At 63.6% G+C, this 16,362-nt stretch carries 20 protein-coding genes; 17 read left to right on the top strand and 3 right to left on the bottom strand.

Annotated features, from left to right (window positions below):
- Window positions 1–301 precede the first annotated feature (301 nt).
- On the top strand, window positions 302–535 hold the full coding sequence (locus tag ACXAHG_RS01755) for an acyl carrier protein (RefSeq protein ID WP_005982462.1): 234 nt from the start codon (window positions 302–304) through the stop codon (window positions 533–535).
- Between the two features lie 242 nt (window positions 536–777).
- Window positions 778–1,521 carry a 1-(5-phosphoribosyl)-5-[(5-phosphoribosylamino)methylideneamino]imidazole-4-carboxamide isomerase gene (locus ACXAHG_RS01750; protein ID WP_475042996.1) on the top strand — a complete coding sequence of 248 codons (744 nt, stop codon included), beginning with the start codon at window positions 778–780 and terminating at the stop codon, window positions 1,519–1,521.
- Between the two features lie 188 nt (window positions 1,522–1,709).
- Here ACXAHG_RS01750 and ACXAHG_RS01745 read toward each other — a convergent pair whose 3' ends face one another.
- Window positions 1,710–2,609 carry a PilZ domain-containing protein gene (locus tag ACXAHG_RS01745; protein ID WP_475055592.1) on the bottom strand — a complete coding sequence of 300 codons (900 nt, stop codon included), beginning with the start codon at window positions 2,607–2,609 and terminating at the stop codon, window positions 1,710–1,712.
- A 232-nt stretch (window positions 2,610–2,841) separates the two neighbouring features.
- A complete protein-coding gene (locus tag ACXAHG_RS01740) occupies window positions 2,842–3,714 on the bottom strand; it encodes a PilZ domain-containing protein (protein ID WP_475042999.1) in 873 nt (290 codons plus the stop codon).
- 447 nt (window positions 3,715–4,161) lie between these two features.
- Here ACXAHG_RS01740 and fabF point away from each other — a divergent pair, with 447 nt between their 5' ends.
- Complete coding sequence (gene fabF / locus ACXAHG_RS01735) at window positions 4,162–5,427, top strand: beta-ketoacyl-ACP synthase II (protein ID WP_475043000.1); 1,266 nt, start codon at window positions 4,162–4,164, stop codon at window positions 5,425–5,427.
- A complete protein-coding gene (gene mltG, locus ACXAHG_RS01730; protein WP_475055590.1) occupies window positions 5,427–6,584 on the top strand; it encodes an endolytic transglycosylase MltG in 1,158 nt (385 codons plus the stop codon). Before fabF ends, mltG begins: the two co-directional genes overlap by 1 nt.
- Before the next feature lie 267 nt (window positions 6,585–6,851).
- Here mltG and ACXAHG_RS01725 read toward each other — a convergent pair whose 3' ends face one another.
- On the bottom strand, window positions 6,852–7,667 hold the full coding sequence (locus tag ACXAHG_RS01725) for a hypothetical protein (RefSeq protein WP_475055589.1): 816 nt from the start codon (window positions 7,665–7,667) through the stop codon (window positions 6,852–6,854).
- Between the two features lie 297 nt (window positions 7,668–7,964).
- Between ACXAHG_RS01725 and ACXAHG_RS01720 the strand changes: the two genes are divergently transcribed.
- From ACXAHG_RS01720 to ACXAHG_RS01660, 13 genes are all read left to right on the top strand, one after another.
- On the top strand, window positions 7,965–8,387 hold the full coding sequence (locus tag ACXAHG_RS01720; protein WP_475055587.1) for a hypothetical protein: 423 nt from the start codon (window positions 7,965–7,967) through the stop codon (window positions 8,385–8,387).
- Window positions 8,374–9,666 carry a DNA-packaging protein gene (locus ACXAHG_RS01715; protein ID WP_475055620.1) on the top strand — a complete coding sequence of 431 codons (1,293 nt, stop codon included), beginning with the start codon at window positions 8,374–8,376 and terminating at the stop codon, window positions 9,664–9,666. Before ACXAHG_RS01720 ends, ACXAHG_RS01715 begins: the two co-directional genes overlap by 14 nt.
- 312 nt (window positions 9,667–9,978) lie before the next feature.
- The gene (locus ACXAHG_RS01710; protein WP_475055586.1) at window positions 9,979–11,208 is read left to right on the top strand and encodes a phage portal protein; all 1,230 of its coding nucleotides are present in this window, start codon (window positions 9,979–9,981) and stop codon (window positions 11,206–11,208) included.
- Complete coding sequence (locus ACXAHG_RS01705) at window positions 11,201–11,425, top strand: GTA head formation protein, RCAP_rcc01685 family (RefSeq protein ID WP_039182700.1); 225 nt, start codon at window positions 11,201–11,203, stop codon at window positions 11,423–11,425. The genes ACXAHG_RS01710 and ACXAHG_RS01705 overlap by 8 nt, the downstream gene beginning before the upstream one ends.
- 26 nt (window positions 11,426–11,451) lie before the next feature.
- Entirely contained in the window at window positions 11,452–12,021 is a 570-nt protein-coding gene (locus ACXAHG_RS01700) for an HK97 family phage prohead protease (protein WP_475055584.1), read from the top strand.
- Entirely contained in the window at window positions 12,018–13,199 is a 1,182-nt protein-coding gene (locus tag ACXAHG_RS01695) for a phage major capsid protein (RefSeq protein ID WP_475055582.1), read from the top strand. The genes ACXAHG_RS01700 and ACXAHG_RS01695 overlap by 4 nt, the downstream gene beginning before the upstream one ends.
- Window positions 13,200–13,377: 178 nt before the next feature.
- On the top strand, window positions 13,378–13,977 hold the full coding sequence (locus ACXAHG_RS01690) for a head-tail connector protein (protein WP_475055581.1): 600 nt from the start codon (window positions 13,378–13,380) through the stop codon (window positions 13,975–13,977).
- On the top strand, window positions 13,974–14,306 hold the full coding sequence (locus tag ACXAHG_RS01685) for a head-tail adaptor protein (protein WP_475055579.1): 333 nt from the start codon (window positions 13,974–13,976) through the stop codon (window positions 14,304–14,306). Before ACXAHG_RS01690 ends, ACXAHG_RS01685 begins: the two co-directional genes overlap by 4 nt.
- Window positions 14,303–14,710, top strand: a complete 408-nt coding sequence (locus tag ACXAHG_RS01680; RefSeq protein WP_475055577.1) for a DUF3168 domain-containing protein — start codon at window positions 14,303–14,305, stop codon at window positions 14,708–14,710. Before ACXAHG_RS01685 ends, ACXAHG_RS01680 begins: the two co-directional genes overlap by 4 nt.
- 46 nt (window positions 14,711–14,756) lie before the next feature.
- Window positions 14,757–15,170, top strand: a complete 414-nt coding sequence (locus ACXAHG_RS01675; RefSeq protein ID WP_039170035.1) for a phage major tail protein, TP901-1 family — start codon at window positions 14,757–14,759, stop codon at window positions 15,168–15,170.
- 2 nt (window positions 15,171–15,172) lie between these two features.
- Window positions 15,173–15,493, top strand: a complete 321-nt coding sequence (locus ACXAHG_RS01670) for a gene transfer agent family protein (RefSeq protein ID WP_475055575.1) — start codon at window positions 15,173–15,175, stop codon at window positions 15,491–15,493.
- Window positions 15,490–15,705, top strand: coding sequence for a rcc01693 family protein (locus tag ACXAHG_RS01665; RefSeq protein WP_475055573.1), 216 nt, complete (start codon window positions 15,490–15,492; stop codon window positions 15,703–15,705). Before ACXAHG_RS01670 ends, ACXAHG_RS01665 begins: the two co-directional genes overlap by 4 nt.
- Window positions 15,698–16,357: a phage tail tape measure protein gene (locus ACXAHG_RS01660; protein ID WP_475055572.1), complete on the top strand. Its 660-nt coding sequence runs from the start codon at window positions 15,698–15,700 to the stop codon at window positions 16,355–16,357. The genes ACXAHG_RS01665 and ACXAHG_RS01660 overlap by 8 nt, the downstream gene beginning before the upstream one ends.
- The last annotated feature ends 5 nt before the right edge of the window (window positions 16,358–16,362 follow it).

Raw genomic sequence — 16,362 nt, 5'->3', positions numbered from 1 at the left:
AAATGCGGCGGAAATGCGAAAAAAATTCCGCTCGGGCCTTGCAAGCTCTTGATCAGAGCGCCATCTGCACGCTTCATAGCGCCCACAGGCCGCCCGGCCCCGGCCGCTGTGACCAAGCGAAACCGTTTGCCTTGGCCGCGGTCTATGCTATAGGCGGCCCGTATCCGCCGGCATTTCCTAACGGAAACGCCGCACAGCCCCGCCCGGCGGGGACCACACCGCCCGCACCGGGCAATAACCACGCCGCCCGAACGGGCAAGGGCAGAACCGGGCAGAGTGCCCTGAAAGACGAGGAAGAGACATGAGCGACGTCGCAGATCGCGTTAAGAAGATCGTTGTTGAGCACCTGGGTGTTGAAGAAGACAAAGTCACCGAAAACGCCTCCTTCATCGACGATCTGGGCGCAGACAGCCTGGACACCGTGGAACTGGTGATGGCGTTTGAAGAAGAGTTCGGCATCGAGATCCCGGACGACGCAGCCGAAACCATCCAGACCTTCGGCGACGCGGTCAAATTCATCTCCGAAGCGTCCTAAGCCACGCTTCCGGAAGACCGGATTGAGCGGCGCTCTCCCCAGCGGAGGGCGCCGTTTTCTTTTGTCCGGCGGGGCGGTGCGAATCTGGCGCTGCGGCGATCCGCCGCCTTGTTTGTTTGCGCTATCATGCGGTGCGCATTTCCGCGCCGCAATTGTTCCATAAATCGTCATGATACGCCGTTCAGCCGGGAAAAATCCGTGCTACTGTGACCCCAAGAGGCAACAGAGAGGAGATAGGCACTATGATGATTTACCCCACGATGGAAATTCAGAACGGCCGCTGCGTGACCCTCGAGAAAGGCCGCCTGGACGAGCCGATGATCTGGCATGTGGATCCGGTGGAAACGGCCAAGGGATTTGCCGCTGCCGGCGCGGAGTGGATGCATGTCACCGATTTCAACGCCATTGAAGGCGACTACAGCAACGAAGAGCTGATCACCGAAATCATCCGCGGCGCCGGCATTCCGGTGCAGCTGGGCGGCGGCATGCGCTCGCGGGAACATGTGGAGCATTGGATCGACAAGGGCGCCGGGCGCATCGTGATCGGCACTCTGGCCGCACGTGATCCGCATCTGGTGCAGGAGCTTGCCAAGCACCACCCGGACCAGATCGTGCTGTCTGTGGATGTCTACCAGGGCCAGGTGATGACAGACGGCTGGCGCCAGTCCGGCGCCATTGCGCCCGAGGATTTCATTGCCGCCTTCCAGTCCGCGCCATTGGCCGGGATCATTGTCACGGATATCGACAGCGACATGTCGGACCTTGAGGCGCAGCTGGGCCTGATTTCCGGCCTGGCGGAAAAAGCCCGCACGCCAGTGATCGCCAATGGTGTTGTGCGGACCGCCGACGACGTGTCCCGGCTCAAGTATATCTACAACATCTCCGGGGCCATGGTGGGCCGTGCGCTGTTCCGCAAATCCGTTTCGGTCGAAGAAGTGCTGGACGTGGCCCGGCCCGAGCCGGAGGCGGTTGCAGAGTTCCAGTGATCCGCATGTCCCGGCGCGGCCTCAGCGGCAGCGGCGGGACGCAAGCGGCTGGATTGTGAACATACCTGCGGCGGCCCTGACGGGCCGGCGCAATACCACAGGAGGCACCGGCAGGCGGGGCGGGCATTCTGCAGCCATTGCCTGAACGGTCTGCGGGCTGGTTGTCAGGTCGGTTGTTAGGCCGGTGGTCAGGCCGGTTCCGTCTGCTCCAGCAAGGGTGCAGCTTTCGACTTACTGAACCGCAGCAGCCTGTTCAGCTCCTCCCGCGTCAGCCGGCTGCTGAATTTAATACCGGTATAATCGGCATTCTGCCAGCTCACCTGCGCCTCTATCGGCTGAAAGCCCGTGATCACGGCGGTTACAGCCTGCCCTTTGGACAGCTCATCCCCTTCCATCTCCTCCCAGATCCTCAGCTTGGCGCCTGTGCAGCTGATGTCGACGAACAAGGCTGGCAGGTGCGCGGGACCGGACCGCAACAAGGCAGGCAGGGCGCAGGGGTGGCGTTTCCGGCGCCGCCGCTGCCTGCGCGCAAAATACCCCGCGGCCACAAAGCCGGCCGCCCCAAGCGCCAGCGCCAGCAGGCCGCTGGCAATGGCCGCATTTCGCGGCAGCAGCTTCAGGGGGCCGATCCCTGTCCGCGCGCTTGCCGCAAGCTGTTTTTGCGGCGCAAAATCGCAGGGCAGCGGCAGGATCCGGCCTGCGTAGTCGTCCAGCAGTGCAGCCACCCCCAGCCGCTGCGCGCTGGCCGCTGCCTTGCGGCGGCCCTTGCGGCGGTGCACTTCCAGCAGCGCTTTGTGCCGGGCGATCAGCGTGAGGGTCTGCGCCTCATACCCGCCCATGCCGGCCCGCCGCATGCGCACCCGCAGATCCACCGGCGGGTGGTCTGCCAGCCAGTGGCGCAGATAACGGGCCTGGCCTAGGTCCTTGCCGGTGTCCAGGTATTCCAGAAACGCACGCATTTCATGCTGCATCAGCGCCAGGTCCGATTGCAGCAGGCAGGTGTTCCTTGAAGCCTGTGCAGGCAAAGCGGTGCTGAATACTGCGGCAGGCAGGAAAATCGTCGCTATGAGTATCGGCCATTGCTTCATGTCAGGCTTGGCTCCAGACAAACAGGGGTTGAGTCTATCGGAGCGAGTCTGTCAAAGAGTGTTGATTGGCCTGTTAATCAGAAGCGGCCGGGCAGCTAATTCTCCGCAAAAGCCGCAGCACCGCAGGCCGGCACGCGCCGGGCTGGGCAGAACTGATCAGAGTCGCAAGACGTCCCGCTGCATGCCGCAGAGTTTGGCAGCGGCGGCGAAGGGCAGGGCAGCGCGGCAGGGCTCAGCGCGCCAGCCGCATTTCCTCGCGCAGGCTTTCGCCTTCCAGCGGGTAGGCCTCCAGCAGGCGGTGCAGTTGCAGGAAGTTGAAGTCCTTGGTGAATTCCACGCCAAAGTAGTCGGCGGTTTGCCAGCGGATCTGCGCCTCGACCGTGTGGCCGCCGAAATTGAGCGTGACCCGGCCGGAAACGCTGCAGGCATGGTCCGGGCGCACCTTGGCGCCGGCCCGGCTGAGGTCAACCAGATGCGCCTGAAAGCTGCGGCCGCCGGCCAGAACGGCACAGGGCACCGCGCAGGGATAACGTTTGGTGCGGCGGATCTTGCGGATGCCGATCCGGTCCAGAAAATACAGGATGCTGCCGCCCAGAACCAGAAAGGACACCCAGGCGATGGCAGCATTGATGATCTGCTGGCGCTGCCGGGCGTCCGAGGCCGCCACCGCCACCAGTTTACTGCCAAAACCCTCTTCCTTGACCTGGTCGCAGGGCAGCGCCTCCACCTGGATGCCAAAGTCCCGGGCCAGATCGGCGGTGCCGAACTGCCGTGCGCTGTCCTGTGCGGCGCCGCGGCCCTGGCTGCTGAGGATCTGCAGCAGAACCTTTTGCTGTTTCAGCAGCGCCAGGGTGTTTGCCTCAACCGTCTGAATGCCAACGGCCCGCATCCGCTGAAGCAGCGGCGCGGGCGGATGGATGAGCATCCAGGCCTGCAGATCCTGCACATAGTAACCGCCCTGGCCGGAACTCAGATACGACAGGAAGCCCTTGCTGGCGCGGTGCAGATTCGACAAATCCTGATGCACCGCGCAAGTGGCGCCTGCGCGGGCAGGCAGCAGGCCAATCATCAGCAAAAGAACAGCAATCGGAAGCCATTGGCGCATGGCAGGGGTCTTTCTTTGGTTCCTTCCGCCTGACAGGATCGCGCAAATAAGCGAATTTGCGGTTAACACGGAGCCCGGTGCCGGCAAATGGCCGCTTGCCGCCCGGCATCTGCCCGCGGGCCGCTTGCCGCGGCAGGCCGATCCTGCCACCCGCAAAAGGGCAGGAAACCTATGATATCGGAAAAAGGAAAGAAAAAAGCAGGCTGGAGACAAAATGGCCCAGAGCTCCAGCCTGCGTTGGCATGTCGTGAGGACGGATGCCGAGTATGGTTGTTGACTTCATCTTCAACTTAGGGGTGATTGGTTAACGGAATATTCCTGCTGCGCAATTCCTCCGTAAAAAACCAGCTGACGCTGCGTGACACAGGCTGTCACCGCGCTCTTGCACCTTCAGGCCATTCCAAGCTATCTGGACGGACGGATTGCCGAGGCAAAGGAGAGCAAGGAATGCGTCGAGTAGTTGTCACCGGTCTGGGCCTGGTTACCCCTCTGGCCAGCGGAGTCGAGGAAACCTGGTCCCGGTTGCTGGATGGACAGTCGGGCGCCGGCCCCATCACCCTGTTTGACGCCGAAGCCAGCGGTGTCGCCACCACCTATGCCTGCGAAGTGCCGCGCGGCGATGGTGCGGATGGCACCTTCAACCCGGACGACTGGGTGATCAAGAAAGAGCAGAAGAAGATCGACGACTTCATCCTCTATGGCATCGCAGCCGCCGACATGGCCGTGCGCGACGCCGGCTGGACGCCAGAGGATGAGGAAAGCCGCCTGCGCACCGGCGTGATGATCGGCTCCGGCATCGGCGGTCTCAGCTCGATCGCCGACACAGCCGTGATGATCAAGGAGAAGGGCCCCCGCCGGGTCTCCCCGTTCTTTATCCCCGGCGCGCTGATCAACCTTATTTCCGGCCAGGTCTCGATCCGCTTCGGTTTCAAGGGCCCGAACCACTCCGTCGTGACAGCCTGTTCAACCGGCGCCCATGCCATTGGCGATGCTGCCCGGCTGATCAAATCCGGCGACGCCGACGTGATGATTGCAGGCGGCGCCGAAGCCGCGATCTGCGAAATCGGCATTGCCGGCTTCAACGCCTGCAAGGCGCTGTCGACCAAACGTGCCGATGATCCGGCCAAGGCCTCGCGCCCCTATGACGCCGACCGTGACGGCTTTGTCATGGGCGAGGGTGCCGGCATCGTGGTGCTGGAAGACTATGAACACGCCAAGGCCCGCGGTGCCAAGATTTACGCCGAGGTGCTGGGCTACGGCCTCTCCGGCGACGCCTACCACATCACCGCGCCGTCCGAGGACGGCGAGGGCGGCGAACGCTCGATGAAGGCGGCGCTTGCCAACGCAGGTCTTGACGCAACCGCCATCGACTACATCAACGCTCATGGCACCTCGACCATGGCCGACACCATCGAACTGGGCGCTGTCGAACGGCTGCTCGGCGGTCACGCGGGCAATGTCACCATGTCCTCGACCAAATCCGCCACCGGACACCTCTTGGGCGCGGCCGGCGCGATTGAGGCGATCTTCTCGATCCTGGCGATCCGCGACCAAGTGGCGCCGCCGACCATCAACCTCGACAACCCCGCGGTTGAAACCCCGGTCGACCTGGCCCCCAACGCCAAGCGCGAACGGGAAATCAACGTAGCGCTGTCGAACTCCTTCGGCTTTGGCGGCACCAACGCCTCGGTGATCTTCGGGAAAACCAGCTGATGTGGCGCAGCCTCGCCTCTAATATGCTGACGGTCCTGATCGCCGCCCTATTCCTCTTGGGCGGCCTCATCCTGTGGGGCCAGTCGCAATACACCGCCGAAGGCCCGCTGGAGACGGCGATCTGCCTGCGGGTGGAGCGGGGCTCCAACATGGCCCGTGTCAGCCGCGATCTGGAAGAGCAGGGGGCTGTGGCCTCCGGCACGCTGTTCCGCCTTGGTGCCAAATACAGTGAGAAGACGAGCCAGCTGAAGGCCGGCAGCTTCCTGGTGGAGCCGGGCGCCTCAATGGAGCAGATCATCAGCCGGATCACCACTTCCGGCGCTTCCACCTGCGGCACTGAGATCGTCTACCGCATCGGTGTGACCCGCACTCAGGCAGAGGTGCGCGAGCTGGACCCGGCGACCAACAGGTTTGCGGAGAAGGCGGAGTTCATCCTGGGCGAGGATGACGTCCCGGCTGAGTACACCGAAACCCGCCAGGACGCCGACACCCGCTACCGTATCGCGCTGGCCGAAGGCGTGACCAGCTGGCAGGTGGTCGAGGCGCTCAAGGCGATGGATGTGCTGGCCGGCGACCCGGGCGAGCGCCCCGCCGAGGGCCATCTGGCGCCAGACAGCTATGAGGTCACCCCGGGCACAGAGCGCTCCGCGGTGCTGGCCGAGATGCAAGAGCGCCAACAGCTGCGCATCAACGCCGCCTGGGAAAGCCGCTCCGCCGATGCAGCGGTGCAAACCCCTGAGGAGATGCTGATCCTTGCCTCGATCATCGAGAAGGAAACCGGTGTCGCCTCCGAGCGCGGCGTGGTGGCTTCGGTCTTCACCAACCGTCTGAACCGCGGCATGCGGCTGCAGACGGACCCGACGGTGATCTATGGCGTCACCAAGGGCGAGGGCGTTCTTGGCCGCGGCCTGCGCCAAAGCGAGCTGCGCCGGGCAACCCCCTGGAACACCTATGTGATCGAGGGCCTGCCGCCCACCCCCATCGCCAACCCGGGGCTTGAAAGCCTGGAGGCGGCGGTGAACCCGGACAGCACCGGCTATCTGTTCTTTGTTGCCGATGGCACCGGCGGCCATGCCTTTGCGGAGACCCTGCAGGAGCACAACCGCAACGTTGCCAAATGGCGCGAGATCGAAGCCCAGCAACAGCAGAACAACTGACCGGGCGCCGGAGTTTTGCAAAAATTCCGGCCCGGAAAACACATGTTTTCCGAACCGTTTCCCGTGCGGGGAAACGGTTTGCGGGGCAGGGCGGAAACAGGAAAGGGCGCCAAGCGGCGCCCTTTTTTTGCGGCCCCTAGGCTGTTACGGTTGGTCAATTTAGGTACGAGCAAATTTGTCTCCGAAACCACTGTGTGGACAACGAACAACACATTCAACATTCGCCTGATCAGCGTTTAATCTCTTAGGCTCGTTGAAAAAGCCGTTTCATTCGTCACTGATGCGGTCATGTAAAGGCATGCACAGTTCTCCGGGCGCAAAAGTTGCGAGTTGTGTAGCGGGGAACGGCAGCTGGGAGCGATCATCTGCCACGAAAGCAGCAACTGCGAAGGATTCTCTAACTTTTGCGTAGTAGAGCCGCGTATCGGGTTGGGTGACAAAATTTCCCCAACCATACTCGAATACTTTGTCAGAAGTTATCTTTCCCTGCCGCATTATCTCAATTGAACCCAAACTTTCGTAAAGAGTTTGAGGAATATTGCCATTGTAAAGTTCACCACTCGTGAACCATCGAACCTGGACCCCCCCTTTTTCTGGGACCGGGTAGTGGACATCTTCGTAACGCAATGCGAAGCCGACCTTTGCTGCAAATGCCTGCATGTGAGCGCCGAGCAGAGGCCCATTTGCACGAAAAGCAGCAAGCTGAGGGTCAAAGATACCTTCTCGCAACATCATTGCGCGCATTTCCTCAGGAGAAAGCCACATTTCCTGTAGGAGATCAGGGGCAACGCGCTTCATTTCTTGCATTACCCTGTCCCATTCCCCTTCGTCGGCCTGATTTGCAATCCCCGGGAACGTTCGTGCCATAAATGTTGCCGCCACGTCCAAGTGGCTGGTACCTTGATTGCATGCTGAGCAGCTGGGAAATTCTAGCCCCTTCGGTCTTTGCGACATGCGAAAAATTGCTCTGGGAGGCATGTGGTCAACTTGTTCCGCTGGACCACGTCCGGCACAGTAGATGCAACCTTGCGCATCTTCTAGAACTTTGGAATGGCGACGTTTTTTTACCTTTGCTTCTCCCATAGATTAATTATTCCTGTCTTCGGAGTTTGATTTGAAAGTGTTGGTAGTACAAGTAAAGTTCGCGATAGATGTGATCTAGAGTTCCGGTGCTAGAACTCTCCGGTGAGCCCAACTTTTGTATTTGGTGATACTGAGTAAACAAGCCTAAAACTGTGCTATTGCAAAAATTGCAATAGCTCCCCGTTGCGCACCCACCGTACGCACCCCTCTCTCAAAATGCTTGACTTTTGCGCGCGTTTCCCGTATAGGTTGTGTGGCAGCTAGAAGAAACATCGACGGCCCCGGATCCCTCCGCCGGTGGCCGTCTTTCTTTCTCTCGTGCGGACAAAAACGCATGAGGCAGAGCAACCCATGACAGATACGAAACCAGACCAGGGCGGCAGTACCGTCCTGTCCCGGCAGGTGAATTACACCGCCGATCTCCTGCGCTCCTTACAGGACAGCATTCACCGCCTGCGCAATGAGGCGGAAGAGCTGCGGGCGCAGCTCGAAACCAATGGCGCCGATGAAACCACCGGCGAAAAAGGCCAGATCAGCCGCCTGGAACAGCTGATCCGCGAATGCCAGAAAGTGGAGAGAATCCTTGCAGAACAAAGCACCGACTTCGCCCGTATGTTCAAAACCGAAAACGAGCTCGATTTCGACGCCGCCCGCAGAGACGTCGAAAGCCGCCTGGCTGGCATCCGTGGAGCTCTTTCTCCAGGAGATGTTCCTGAATGAAATCTCTTCCAAGTCCCTCTGCGCGCTGCCGCATTTGTTTGAATTCTGGGCGCTGGCGCATCAGCACCCGCCGGCGGGCAAATGGCGCGCCTGGGTAATTCTGGGCGGCCGCGGCGCGGGCAAGACTCGGGCAGGGGCGGAATGGGTCCGCTCCCAGGCCGAAGGGCCGCGCCCGGACGATCCCGGCACCGCCCGGCGCATCGCGCTGGTGGCAGAAACCTATGACCAGGTGCGCGACGTGATGATCCACGGCGACAGCGGCATCCTGACCTGCTCACCGCCCGACCGGCGGCCGAAGTGGAAGGCGTCGGAGCGCAAGCTGATCTGGCCCAACGGGGCAGAGGCGCAGGCGTTCTCTGCCCACGACCCCGAGGCGCTCCGCGGCCCCCAGTTCGACGCTGCCTGGGCGGATGAGCTGGCCAAGTGGAAGAAGGGCGAGGAATGCTGGGACATGCTGCAGTTCACCTTGCGGCTGGGGCAGGATCCGCGCGTCTGCGTCACCACCACGCCGCGCAACGCAACCGTGCTGAAACGGCTGCTGGCCTCGCCCAGCACCGTCACCACCCATGCCCCGACCGAGGCCAACCGCGCCAACCTCGCACCCTCCTTCCTGGCGGAGATGCGGGCACGCTATGCAGGCACCCGCCTGGGCCGGCAGGAGCTGGACGGGGTGCTGCTGGCGGACATCCAAGGTGCGCTTTGGACCACTGCGGCGCTGATTGAGGCCCAGGTGGCCGAGGCGCCGCCTTTGGACCGGGTGGTGGTCGCCGTCGCCCCGGCGGTCAGCGCAGGCAAGGACTCTGACGCCTGCGGCATCGTGGTGGCAGGCGCCGTCACCCACGGCCCGCCGCAGGATTGGCAGGCCTATGTGCTGGCGGATTGCACCGTGCAAGGCGCCACTCCGATGACCTGGGCGCAGGCGGTGATTGCCGCCCGCGACCGCTATGGCGCCGAACGGGTGGTGGCAGAGGTCAACCAGGGCGGCGCCCTCGTTGAAAACGTGCTGCGCCAGGCCGACCCGCTGGTTCCGTTCCGTGCGCTCCACGCGCGAAAGGGCAAGTCTGCCCGCGCTGAACCGGTCGCGGCGCTCTACGAACAAGGCCGGGTATTTCACCTGCCCGGCCTTGGGGATCTTGAGGACCAGATGTGCCAGATGACCCCGCAGGGCTACCGCGGCAGCGGCTCTCCCGACCGGGTCGATGCGCTGGTCTGGGTGCTGCATGAGCTGATCATCCAGCCCGCTGCCAGCCTGCGCAGGCCGCAGGTCCGGGTTCTGTAAGCTACCGCCTGGCCGCAGGCCGGGCAGCGCCCGTCCGCCCTCCGTTATGCCGGAGGCGTGCTTCCAGCACGATGGGGCGGGCGCTTCCCGCCCACCCGCGGACCGGCGCTGCCCGTCGTAAACTCCGCAAGCCGCCCACTGCGCAACGGGCGGTTTTTCTTTTTATTCAGTGGGTTGATACAGGGTGTTGCGTACCCGCCGTACGCACCGCTTCTCAAATCTTCAGGCCTTTCTGCCACTAATGATCCTCAGCAAAGGCGCATCAGCCCCAAGGCTCATGGCGCCACACAGGAACAAGCTGAGGAGCGGACCATGGTCTTTGACCTGCTGCGGCGCAAAACGCCAGACCCCCGGAAACCGGGCCCCAATAATCCGGGCCTGGAACAGAAGGCCAGCCAGACCGCCCGCGTGGTTTCCTGGCACGGCGCCGGCCGCATCGCCTGGAGCCCGCGCGACAGCGTTTCCCTGACCCGCAGCGGCTTTGCCGGCAATCCTGTCACCCACCGCGTGATCCGCCTCATTGCCGAGGCCGCAGCCGCCGCGCCGCTGGTGCTGCAGGACAGCCGCCAGCGCTTTGATGTACACCCCTGGCTGGCGCTGCTGGCACGCCCCAACCCGGCCCAGACCCAGGCTGAGATGCTGGAGGCCCTTTATGGCCACCTGCTGCTCTCGGGCAACGCCTATATCGAAATGGTCACGGCAGAGGACGCAACGCCTGCAGAACTGCATGTGCTGCGCTCCGACCGGATGAATGTGGTGCCGGGGCCGGACGGCTGGCCCGCAGGGTTCGACTATGTGGTGGGCGGGCGCAAGCACCGCTTTGCCAACGAGCCGGGCCAATCCCCGATCTGCCACATCAAGAGCTTCCACCCCCAGGACGACCACTATGGCCTCTCAGCCCTGCAATCGGCGGCCATGGCGATTGACGTCCATAACGCCGCCTCCCGCTGGTCCAAGGCGCTGCTGGACAACGCAGCCCGCCCCTCCGGCGCGCTGGTCTGGACCGGTTCCGACGGCCAGGGGCAGATGTCCGACGATCAATTCCGCAATCTAAGCGAGCAGATTCAATCAAACTTCCAGGGCGCCAATAATGCCGGCCGCCCGATGGTGCTGGAGGGCGGTCTGGATTGGAAGCCGATGGGCTTCTCTCCCTCCGACATGGAGTTCCAAAAAACCAAGGACACCGCCGCCCGCGAAATCGCACTGGCTTTCGGGGTGCCGCCGATGCTGATCGGCATCCCAGGCGACGCGACCTATGCCAACTATCAGGAGGCCAACCGCGCCTTCTACCGTCTGACCGTACTGCCGCTGGTCTCCAAGGTGACAGCGGCGCTGTCCGGCTGGCTGACCGGCTGGACAGGCGAAGCGCTGACTTTGAAACCCGACCTCGACCAGCTGCCTGCGCTTGCGGCAGAGCGCGAGGCGCAGTGGCGGCGCATCACCACCGCGGATTTCCTCACACACGAGGAAAAACGGCGTCTGCTGGGGTTGCCCACAGAAACCCTGCCCACAGAGCAGACGGAGGGCGGACAGGATGACTGAGCACCCGATGCACGCATTCGATTGTTCACCGGGATTGCGCCTGTCCGCCCATGAGCGGGTCGCCCAGATCCAGAACGACGCCGTGAACCGCCGTCTCGACCGGATCGAACAGATGATGGAGCGGCTGGAGAAACGCCTCTGGCTCACCGTCTACGGCGTTGCCGCCGTCATCCTGGCGCAGGCCTTCCAATCCTTCCTGACGGTGCAATTGCCGTAAATCCAACGACTTGCGAGGTTCAGATGATGCAGGGATCCCCCCAGCTGGAACATAAATTCGCACGCTTCGGCGAGGATCTCTCGCTGAAGGACGCAACAGAGATTAAGGGCTACGCCAGCCTGTTCGGCCAGACCGACCAGGGCGGCGATGTGGTGCAGCGCGGCGCCTATGCGGCTTCGCTGAAGGCGCTCAAGGATCAGGGCCGCAGCGTCAAGATGCTGTGGCAGCACGACCCTGCCCAGCCCATCGGCGTCTGGGACGAAGTGCGCGAGGACACGCGCGGGCTGTACGTCAAGGGCCGCATCCTCACCGCCACCCCCAAGGGCGCCGAGGCTGCCGCGCTGGTCGAAGCGGGCGCCATTGACGGCCTCTCGATCGGTTACCGCACCCAGAAAGCCGCCCGCGCGCCGGACGGCACCCGCCACCTCACGCAGGTGGAGCTGTGGGAGGTGTCGCTGGTCACCTTCCCGATGCTTCCCGCGGCGCGGGTGGCGGCGAAATCCTCCGCGCTGGAGGCAGAAGCGCAAGCGCTGCGCGCCTTGGCCGACGGCCTGCGCCAGATCACCCGTGACCTCAGAACAGGACACTCAATATGAGCAACCAAGACCTCCCGGCCCAAACCGGGGACGCAGCGCCCCTGGCGCATGAAGTGAAACAGGCCATCGCCGGCTTTCTTCATGAATTCAAGGGCTTTCAGAACGACGTGCAATCAAGGCTGAAACAGGCAGAAGAGCGAGTGACCATGCTGGACCGTAAGACAATCTCTCAGAACCGCCCCCATCTGGCAGCCAGCCAGGACGCGGGCGCCCCGCATCAGAAGGCGTTCAACGCCTATCTGCGCAGCGGCGACGACGACGGCCTGCGCGGCCTCGAACTGGAGGGCAAATCCATGTCCACCGCGGTGGGCAGCGACGGCGGCTACCTGGTCGATCCGCAGACCGCCGACACCGTCAAGGCGGTGCTGAACGCCTCCGCCTCGATCCGCGCCGTGGCCTCCGTGGTGCATGTGGAGGCGGCGTCTTATGACGTGCTGATCGACCACAGCGAAATGGGCGCCGGCTGGGCCAATGAAACCGGCCCCTCCGCGGAAACCTCTACCGGCACTATCGACCGCATCTCGATCCCGCTGCATGAACTCAGCGCGTTGCCCAAGGCGTCGCAGCGGCTGCTTGATGACAGCGCTTTTGACATCGAGGGCTGGCTGGCAGGCCGCATCGCCGACAAGTTTTCCCGCTCCGAGGCCGACGCCTTCATCAATGGCGATGGCGTCGACAAGCCCACCGGTTTCCTCAACTACAACGTCGAGGAAAACGGCAACTGGAGCTGGGGCAACATCGGCTATGTCGCCACCGGCGTCGATGGCGAGATCGGCAACGGCGACGCGATCATTGACCTGGTCTATGCGCTGGGGGCGGAATACCGCGCCAACGGCACCTTCATTCTGAACTCCAAGACCGCGGGAATGCTGCGGAAATTGAAAGACGCCGATGGCCGCTTCCTGTGGTCCGACGGCCTGGCCGCGGGCGAACCCGCACGCCTGATGGGCTACCCGGTGCTGATCGCCGAGGACATGCCGGACCCAGGCCTGAACAGTTTCCCCATCGCCTTTGGCGACTTCCGCGCCGGCTACACCATCGCCGAACGCCCGGACCTGCGCGTCCTGCGCGATCCCTTCAGCGCCAAACCGCATGTGCTGTTCTACGCGACCAAACGCGTCGGCGGCGACGTCAGCGACTTTGCCGCGATCAAGCTGATGAAATTCGGCGCGAGCTAACCGCTCTGCGCTGATGGCGGACCGGCAGCCCGGTCCGTCGGCTGGCACGCATCCCATATTTCCCTGCCGTCTAGCTGCTCCCCCTCCGTCCGAGCGGCAGGGAACGGTGCGTGCCGGCCGAACTTTCAACGGACAGCAGATCAGGGCCGCCAAGGGGGAGGCCCGCAGGAGTGAGATGATGATGCTGAGCGAAGTGACCCCCGTGCCCGAGGCCGCCCTGCCGCTGGCCCAGTTCAAGGCACACCTCCGCCTGGGCACCGGCTTTGGCGAGGGCAGCCTGCAGGACGAGGTGCTGTTTGGCTTCCTGCGCGCCGCCCTGGCCGCGATCGAAGCAAGGACCAGCAAGGCACTGATAACCCGTGAATTTGAGCTGGAGATCCGCCACTGGCGCGACCGCAGCCGGATGGTGCTGCCGATCGCCCCGGTGCAGGCCGTGACAGAGGTGATGATCCGCAATGCAGGCGGTGCTGAGACGGTCCTGGACCCAGCGGCCTACCGCTTGGAACGCGACAGCCAGCGCCCGCGGCTGTGCCCATCTGCCAGCCTGCTGCCCGCGATCCCGACGGGCGGTTTGGCGCGGATCACCCTGCAGGCTGGCATGGCCGCCGACTGGGGCGGCTTGCCCGCCGATCTGGGCCAGGCGGTGATGCTCCTGGCGGCGCATTACTACGAATACCGGGCCGACACCGGCCTCCATGGCGGCTGCATGCCCTTTGGTGTAACCAGCCTGATCGAACGCTACCGCACCCTGCGGCTCAGCTTGGGGGGGCTCGCATGAAACGCCCCCCGAACCTGACCCGCAAACTGGTGCTGGAAGACCCCCAGCGTACCCCCGACGGCGCTGGCGGCTATACCGAGACCTGGGTGGCGCTTGGCACCCATTGGGCTGAGGTGAAATCCCTCAGCGGGCGCTTGAACAGCGACAGCCTGTCTTTGCAGAAATACCGCATTACGCTGCGCGCATCCCCTGAAGGCTTTGCATCCCGGCCGCGCCCCGATCAGCGGTTCCGCGATGAAAACCGCCTCTACCGCATTGATGCAGTTGCAGAAAACGAACCCGCAGGCCGTTACCTCACTTGCTTCGCGGTTGAGGAGGTGAGCGGATGACCTATGCCATCGCTGGCGGGCTGCAATCCGCCATCTACACCCATCTGACCGGCGACCCGGGCCTGACCACGCTGGTCGGCAGCGCGATCTATGACGCCCTCCCCGCAGGCCCCTTGCCGCAGACCTATGTGGCGCTTGGCAGCGAAGAGGTGCTGGACCGTTCCGACATAACGGCGGGCGGGGCGGAGCACCGGTTCTTTGTCACCGTCACCACCGACATGGCCGGTTTTGCCACCGCCAAATCCGCTGCCGCCGCCGTCTGCAACGCGCTGGTCGGCGCCGCGGTGCCGCTGCCGCGCGGGCAGCTGACCGGCCTCTGGTTCGACCGCGCCAAGGCGGAGCGGCTCAGCACCGGCGGCAGGCAGATCACCCTGCGCTTCAGGGCGCGGGTGGATGATGTCTGAACCGCAGAATTCTCATGAAACCAATTGAAAACCATGGAGAAACCCCATGACAGTTCAAAACGGCAAGGACCTCTTGGTCAAAGTGGACATGAACGGCGCCGGCCTTTTTGAGACCATCGCCGGCCTGCGCGCCACGCGCATCAGCTTCAACGCCGAAAGCGTCGATGTGACCAGCCTCGAAAGCCAGGGCGGCTGGCGCGAGCTGCTGGCCGGTGCCGGCGTGCGCTCCGCCAGCATTTCCGGCTCTGGCATCTTCCGGGACGAGGCGACGGACGAACGCGCCCGGCAACTGTTCTTTGACGGGCTCACGCCGGAGTTCCAGGTGATCATCCCGGACTTCGGCATCGTGCAGGGTCCGTTCCAGGTCACCGCACTGGAATACGCAGGCAGCCACAATGGCGAGGCAACCTATGAGCTGTCGCTCGCCAGCGCCGGCCAGCTCAGCTTTGCGGCGGTTTAATGATGGTGAACCCGCACGCAGGCGAGGCAGAATTGCTCGTAAATGGAGACCCTTACGCGCTGAAGCTGACCCTGGGCGCGCTGGCAGGGCTAGAGGCCGCGCTGGAGGAAGGCACGCTGGTGGATCTGGTGCAGCGGTTCGAACAGGGCCGGTTTTCCGCCCGTGATGTGCTGGCGCTGCTGGCGGCAGGATTGCAGGGCGGCGGCCATGATCTCAGCCGCGAAGACCTGGCTGCGGCCACCATAGGCGGCGGCCCGATGCAGGCGGCACGGGTGGCAGCGGAACTCTTGGTGCGCAGCTTTGCCGTGCCGGACGGCCCATGAGTGCGCTCGACTGGCCTGCCCTGATGCGCGCCGGGATGGCGGGGCTGAAACTGCTGCCGCGCGATTTCTGGCAGCTGACGCCCGCTGAACTGCGGCTGATGCTGGGCGATCCGGCTGCGCCGCAGCCGCTGGGACGTGACCGGCTGGCAGCGCTGATGCAGGCCTTCCCGGACGCCGCCGGCCCGAAGAACAAGGAGACAACAGATGACTGACTCATCCTCTATGGCGGAACTGGAACTGCAGGGCGAGGCTTTGGGAGAAGCGCTGGACGGTGCCACTGGAATGGCTGCTGCCTTTGCAGAAGTGCTGGGGCGGGTCAAGGAAGGGTTCTCCGAGACCGGCCGTGATGCCCAGATTCTGGATCGCAGTCTTTCCAAGGGCTTGCGCCGTTCATTTGACGATCTGGTGTTTGACGGTGCCAATCTGTCGGAGGCGATGGACACGCTGGCGCGCTCAATGATCCGCACCACTTATAACGCTGCGATGAAACCGGTCACCAACCATGTTGGCAGTCTGATTTCCGATGGTTTCGGCAGTTTGATCGGGAACATTCTGCCCTTCGCCAATGGTTCTGCCTTCAGTCAGGGCAAGGTGATGCCTTTTGCCAAGGGCGGCATTGTCACCAGCCCCACAACCTTCCCGATGCGCGGCGCCACCGGGCTGATGGGCGAAGCGGGGCCGGAGGCGATCCTGCCGCTGACCCGCGGCGCCGATGGATCGCTGGGGGTGCGCAGCCAGGGCGGCGGCGCTGTGAATGTGGTGATGAATGTCTCTACCCCCGACGTCAAAGGTTTTGAACGCAGCCGCAGCCAGATCGCCGCACAGCTGTCGCGCGCGCTGAGCCGCGGCGGGCGCAATCGTTAAGGATG

Source organism: Leisingera sp. ABD4_442, from assembly GCF_056160905.1.
The sequence above is the reverse complement of the archived record's forward strand: the minus strand, read 5'-3'. Positions and strand labels throughout refer to the sequence as shown.

Bases quoted from the DNA above. Each gene is read 5' to 3' on its own strand.
- ACXAHG_RS01755 (WP_005982462.1), top strand. From the start codon at position 302: ATGAGCGACGTCGCAGATCGCGTTAAGAAGATCGTTGTTGAGCACCTG.
- ACXAHG_RS01750 (WP_475042996.1), top strand. From the start codon at position 778: ATGATGATTTACCCCACGATGGAAATTCAGAACGGCCGCTGCGTGACC.
- ACXAHG_RS01745 (WP_475055592.1), bottom strand. From the start codon at position 2,609: ATGAAGCAATGGCCGATACTCATAGCGACGATTTTCCTGCCTGCCGCA.
- ACXAHG_RS01740 (WP_475042999.1), bottom strand. From the start codon at position 3,714: ATGCGCCAATGGCTTCCGATTGCTGTTCTTTTGCTGATGATTGGCCTG.
- fabF (WP_475043000.1), top strand. From the start codon at position 4,162: ATGCGTCGAGTAGTTGTCACCGGTCTGGGCCTGGTTACCCCTCTGGCC.
- mltG (WP_475055590.1), top strand. From the start codon at position 5,427: ATGTGGCGCAGCCTCGCCTCTAATATGCTGACGGTCCTGATCGCCGCC.
- ACXAHG_RS01725 (WP_475055589.1), bottom strand. From the start codon at position 7,667: ATGGGAGAAGCAAAGGTAAAAAAACGTCGCCATTCCAAAGTTCTAGAA.
- ACXAHG_RS01715 (WP_475055620.1), top strand. From the start codon at position 8,374: ATGTTCCTGAATGAAATCTCTTCCAAGTCCCTCTGCGCGCTGCCGCAT.
- ACXAHG_RS01710 (WP_475055586.1), top strand. From the start codon at position 9,979: ATGGTCTTTGACCTGCTGCGGCGCAAAACGCCAGACCCCCGGAAACCG.
- ACXAHG_RS01705 (WP_039182700.1), top strand. From the start codon at position 11,201: ATGACTGAGCACCCGATGCACGCATTCGATTGTTCACCGGGATTGCGC.
- ACXAHG_RS01700 (WP_475055584.1), top strand. From the start codon at position 11,452: ATGCAGGGATCCCCCCAGCTGGAACATAAATTCGCACGCTTCGGCGAG.
- ACXAHG_RS01695 (WP_475055582.1), top strand. From the start codon at position 12,018: ATGAGCAACCAAGACCTCCCGGCCCAAACCGGGGACGCAGCGCCCCTG.
- ACXAHG_RS01690 (WP_475055581.1), top strand. From the start codon at position 13,378: ATGATGCTGAGCGAAGTGACCCCCGTGCCCGAGGCCGCCCTGCCGCTG.
- ACXAHG_RS01685 (WP_475055579.1), top strand. From the start codon at position 13,974: ATGAAACGCCCCCCGAACCTGACCCGCAAACTGGTGCTGGAAGACCCC.
- ACXAHG_RS01680 (WP_475055577.1), top strand. From the start codon at position 14,303: ATGACCTATGCCATCGCTGGCGGGCTGCAATCCGCCATCTACACCCAT.
- ACXAHG_RS01675 (WP_039170035.1), top strand. From the start codon at position 14,757: ATGACAGTTCAAAACGGCAAGGACCTCTTGGTCAAAGTGGACATGAAC.
- ACXAHG_RS01670 (WP_475055575.1), top strand. From the start codon at position 15,173: ATGGTGAACCCGCACGCAGGCGAGGCAGAATTGCTCGTAAATGGAGAC.
- ACXAHG_RS01665 (WP_475055573.1), top strand. From the start codon at position 15,490: ATGAGTGCGCTCGACTGGCCTGCCCTGATGCGCGCCGGGATGGCGGGG.
- ACXAHG_RS01660 (WP_475055572.1), top strand. From the start codon at position 15,698: ATGACTGACTCATCCTCTATGGCGGAACTGGAACTGCAGGGCGAGGCT.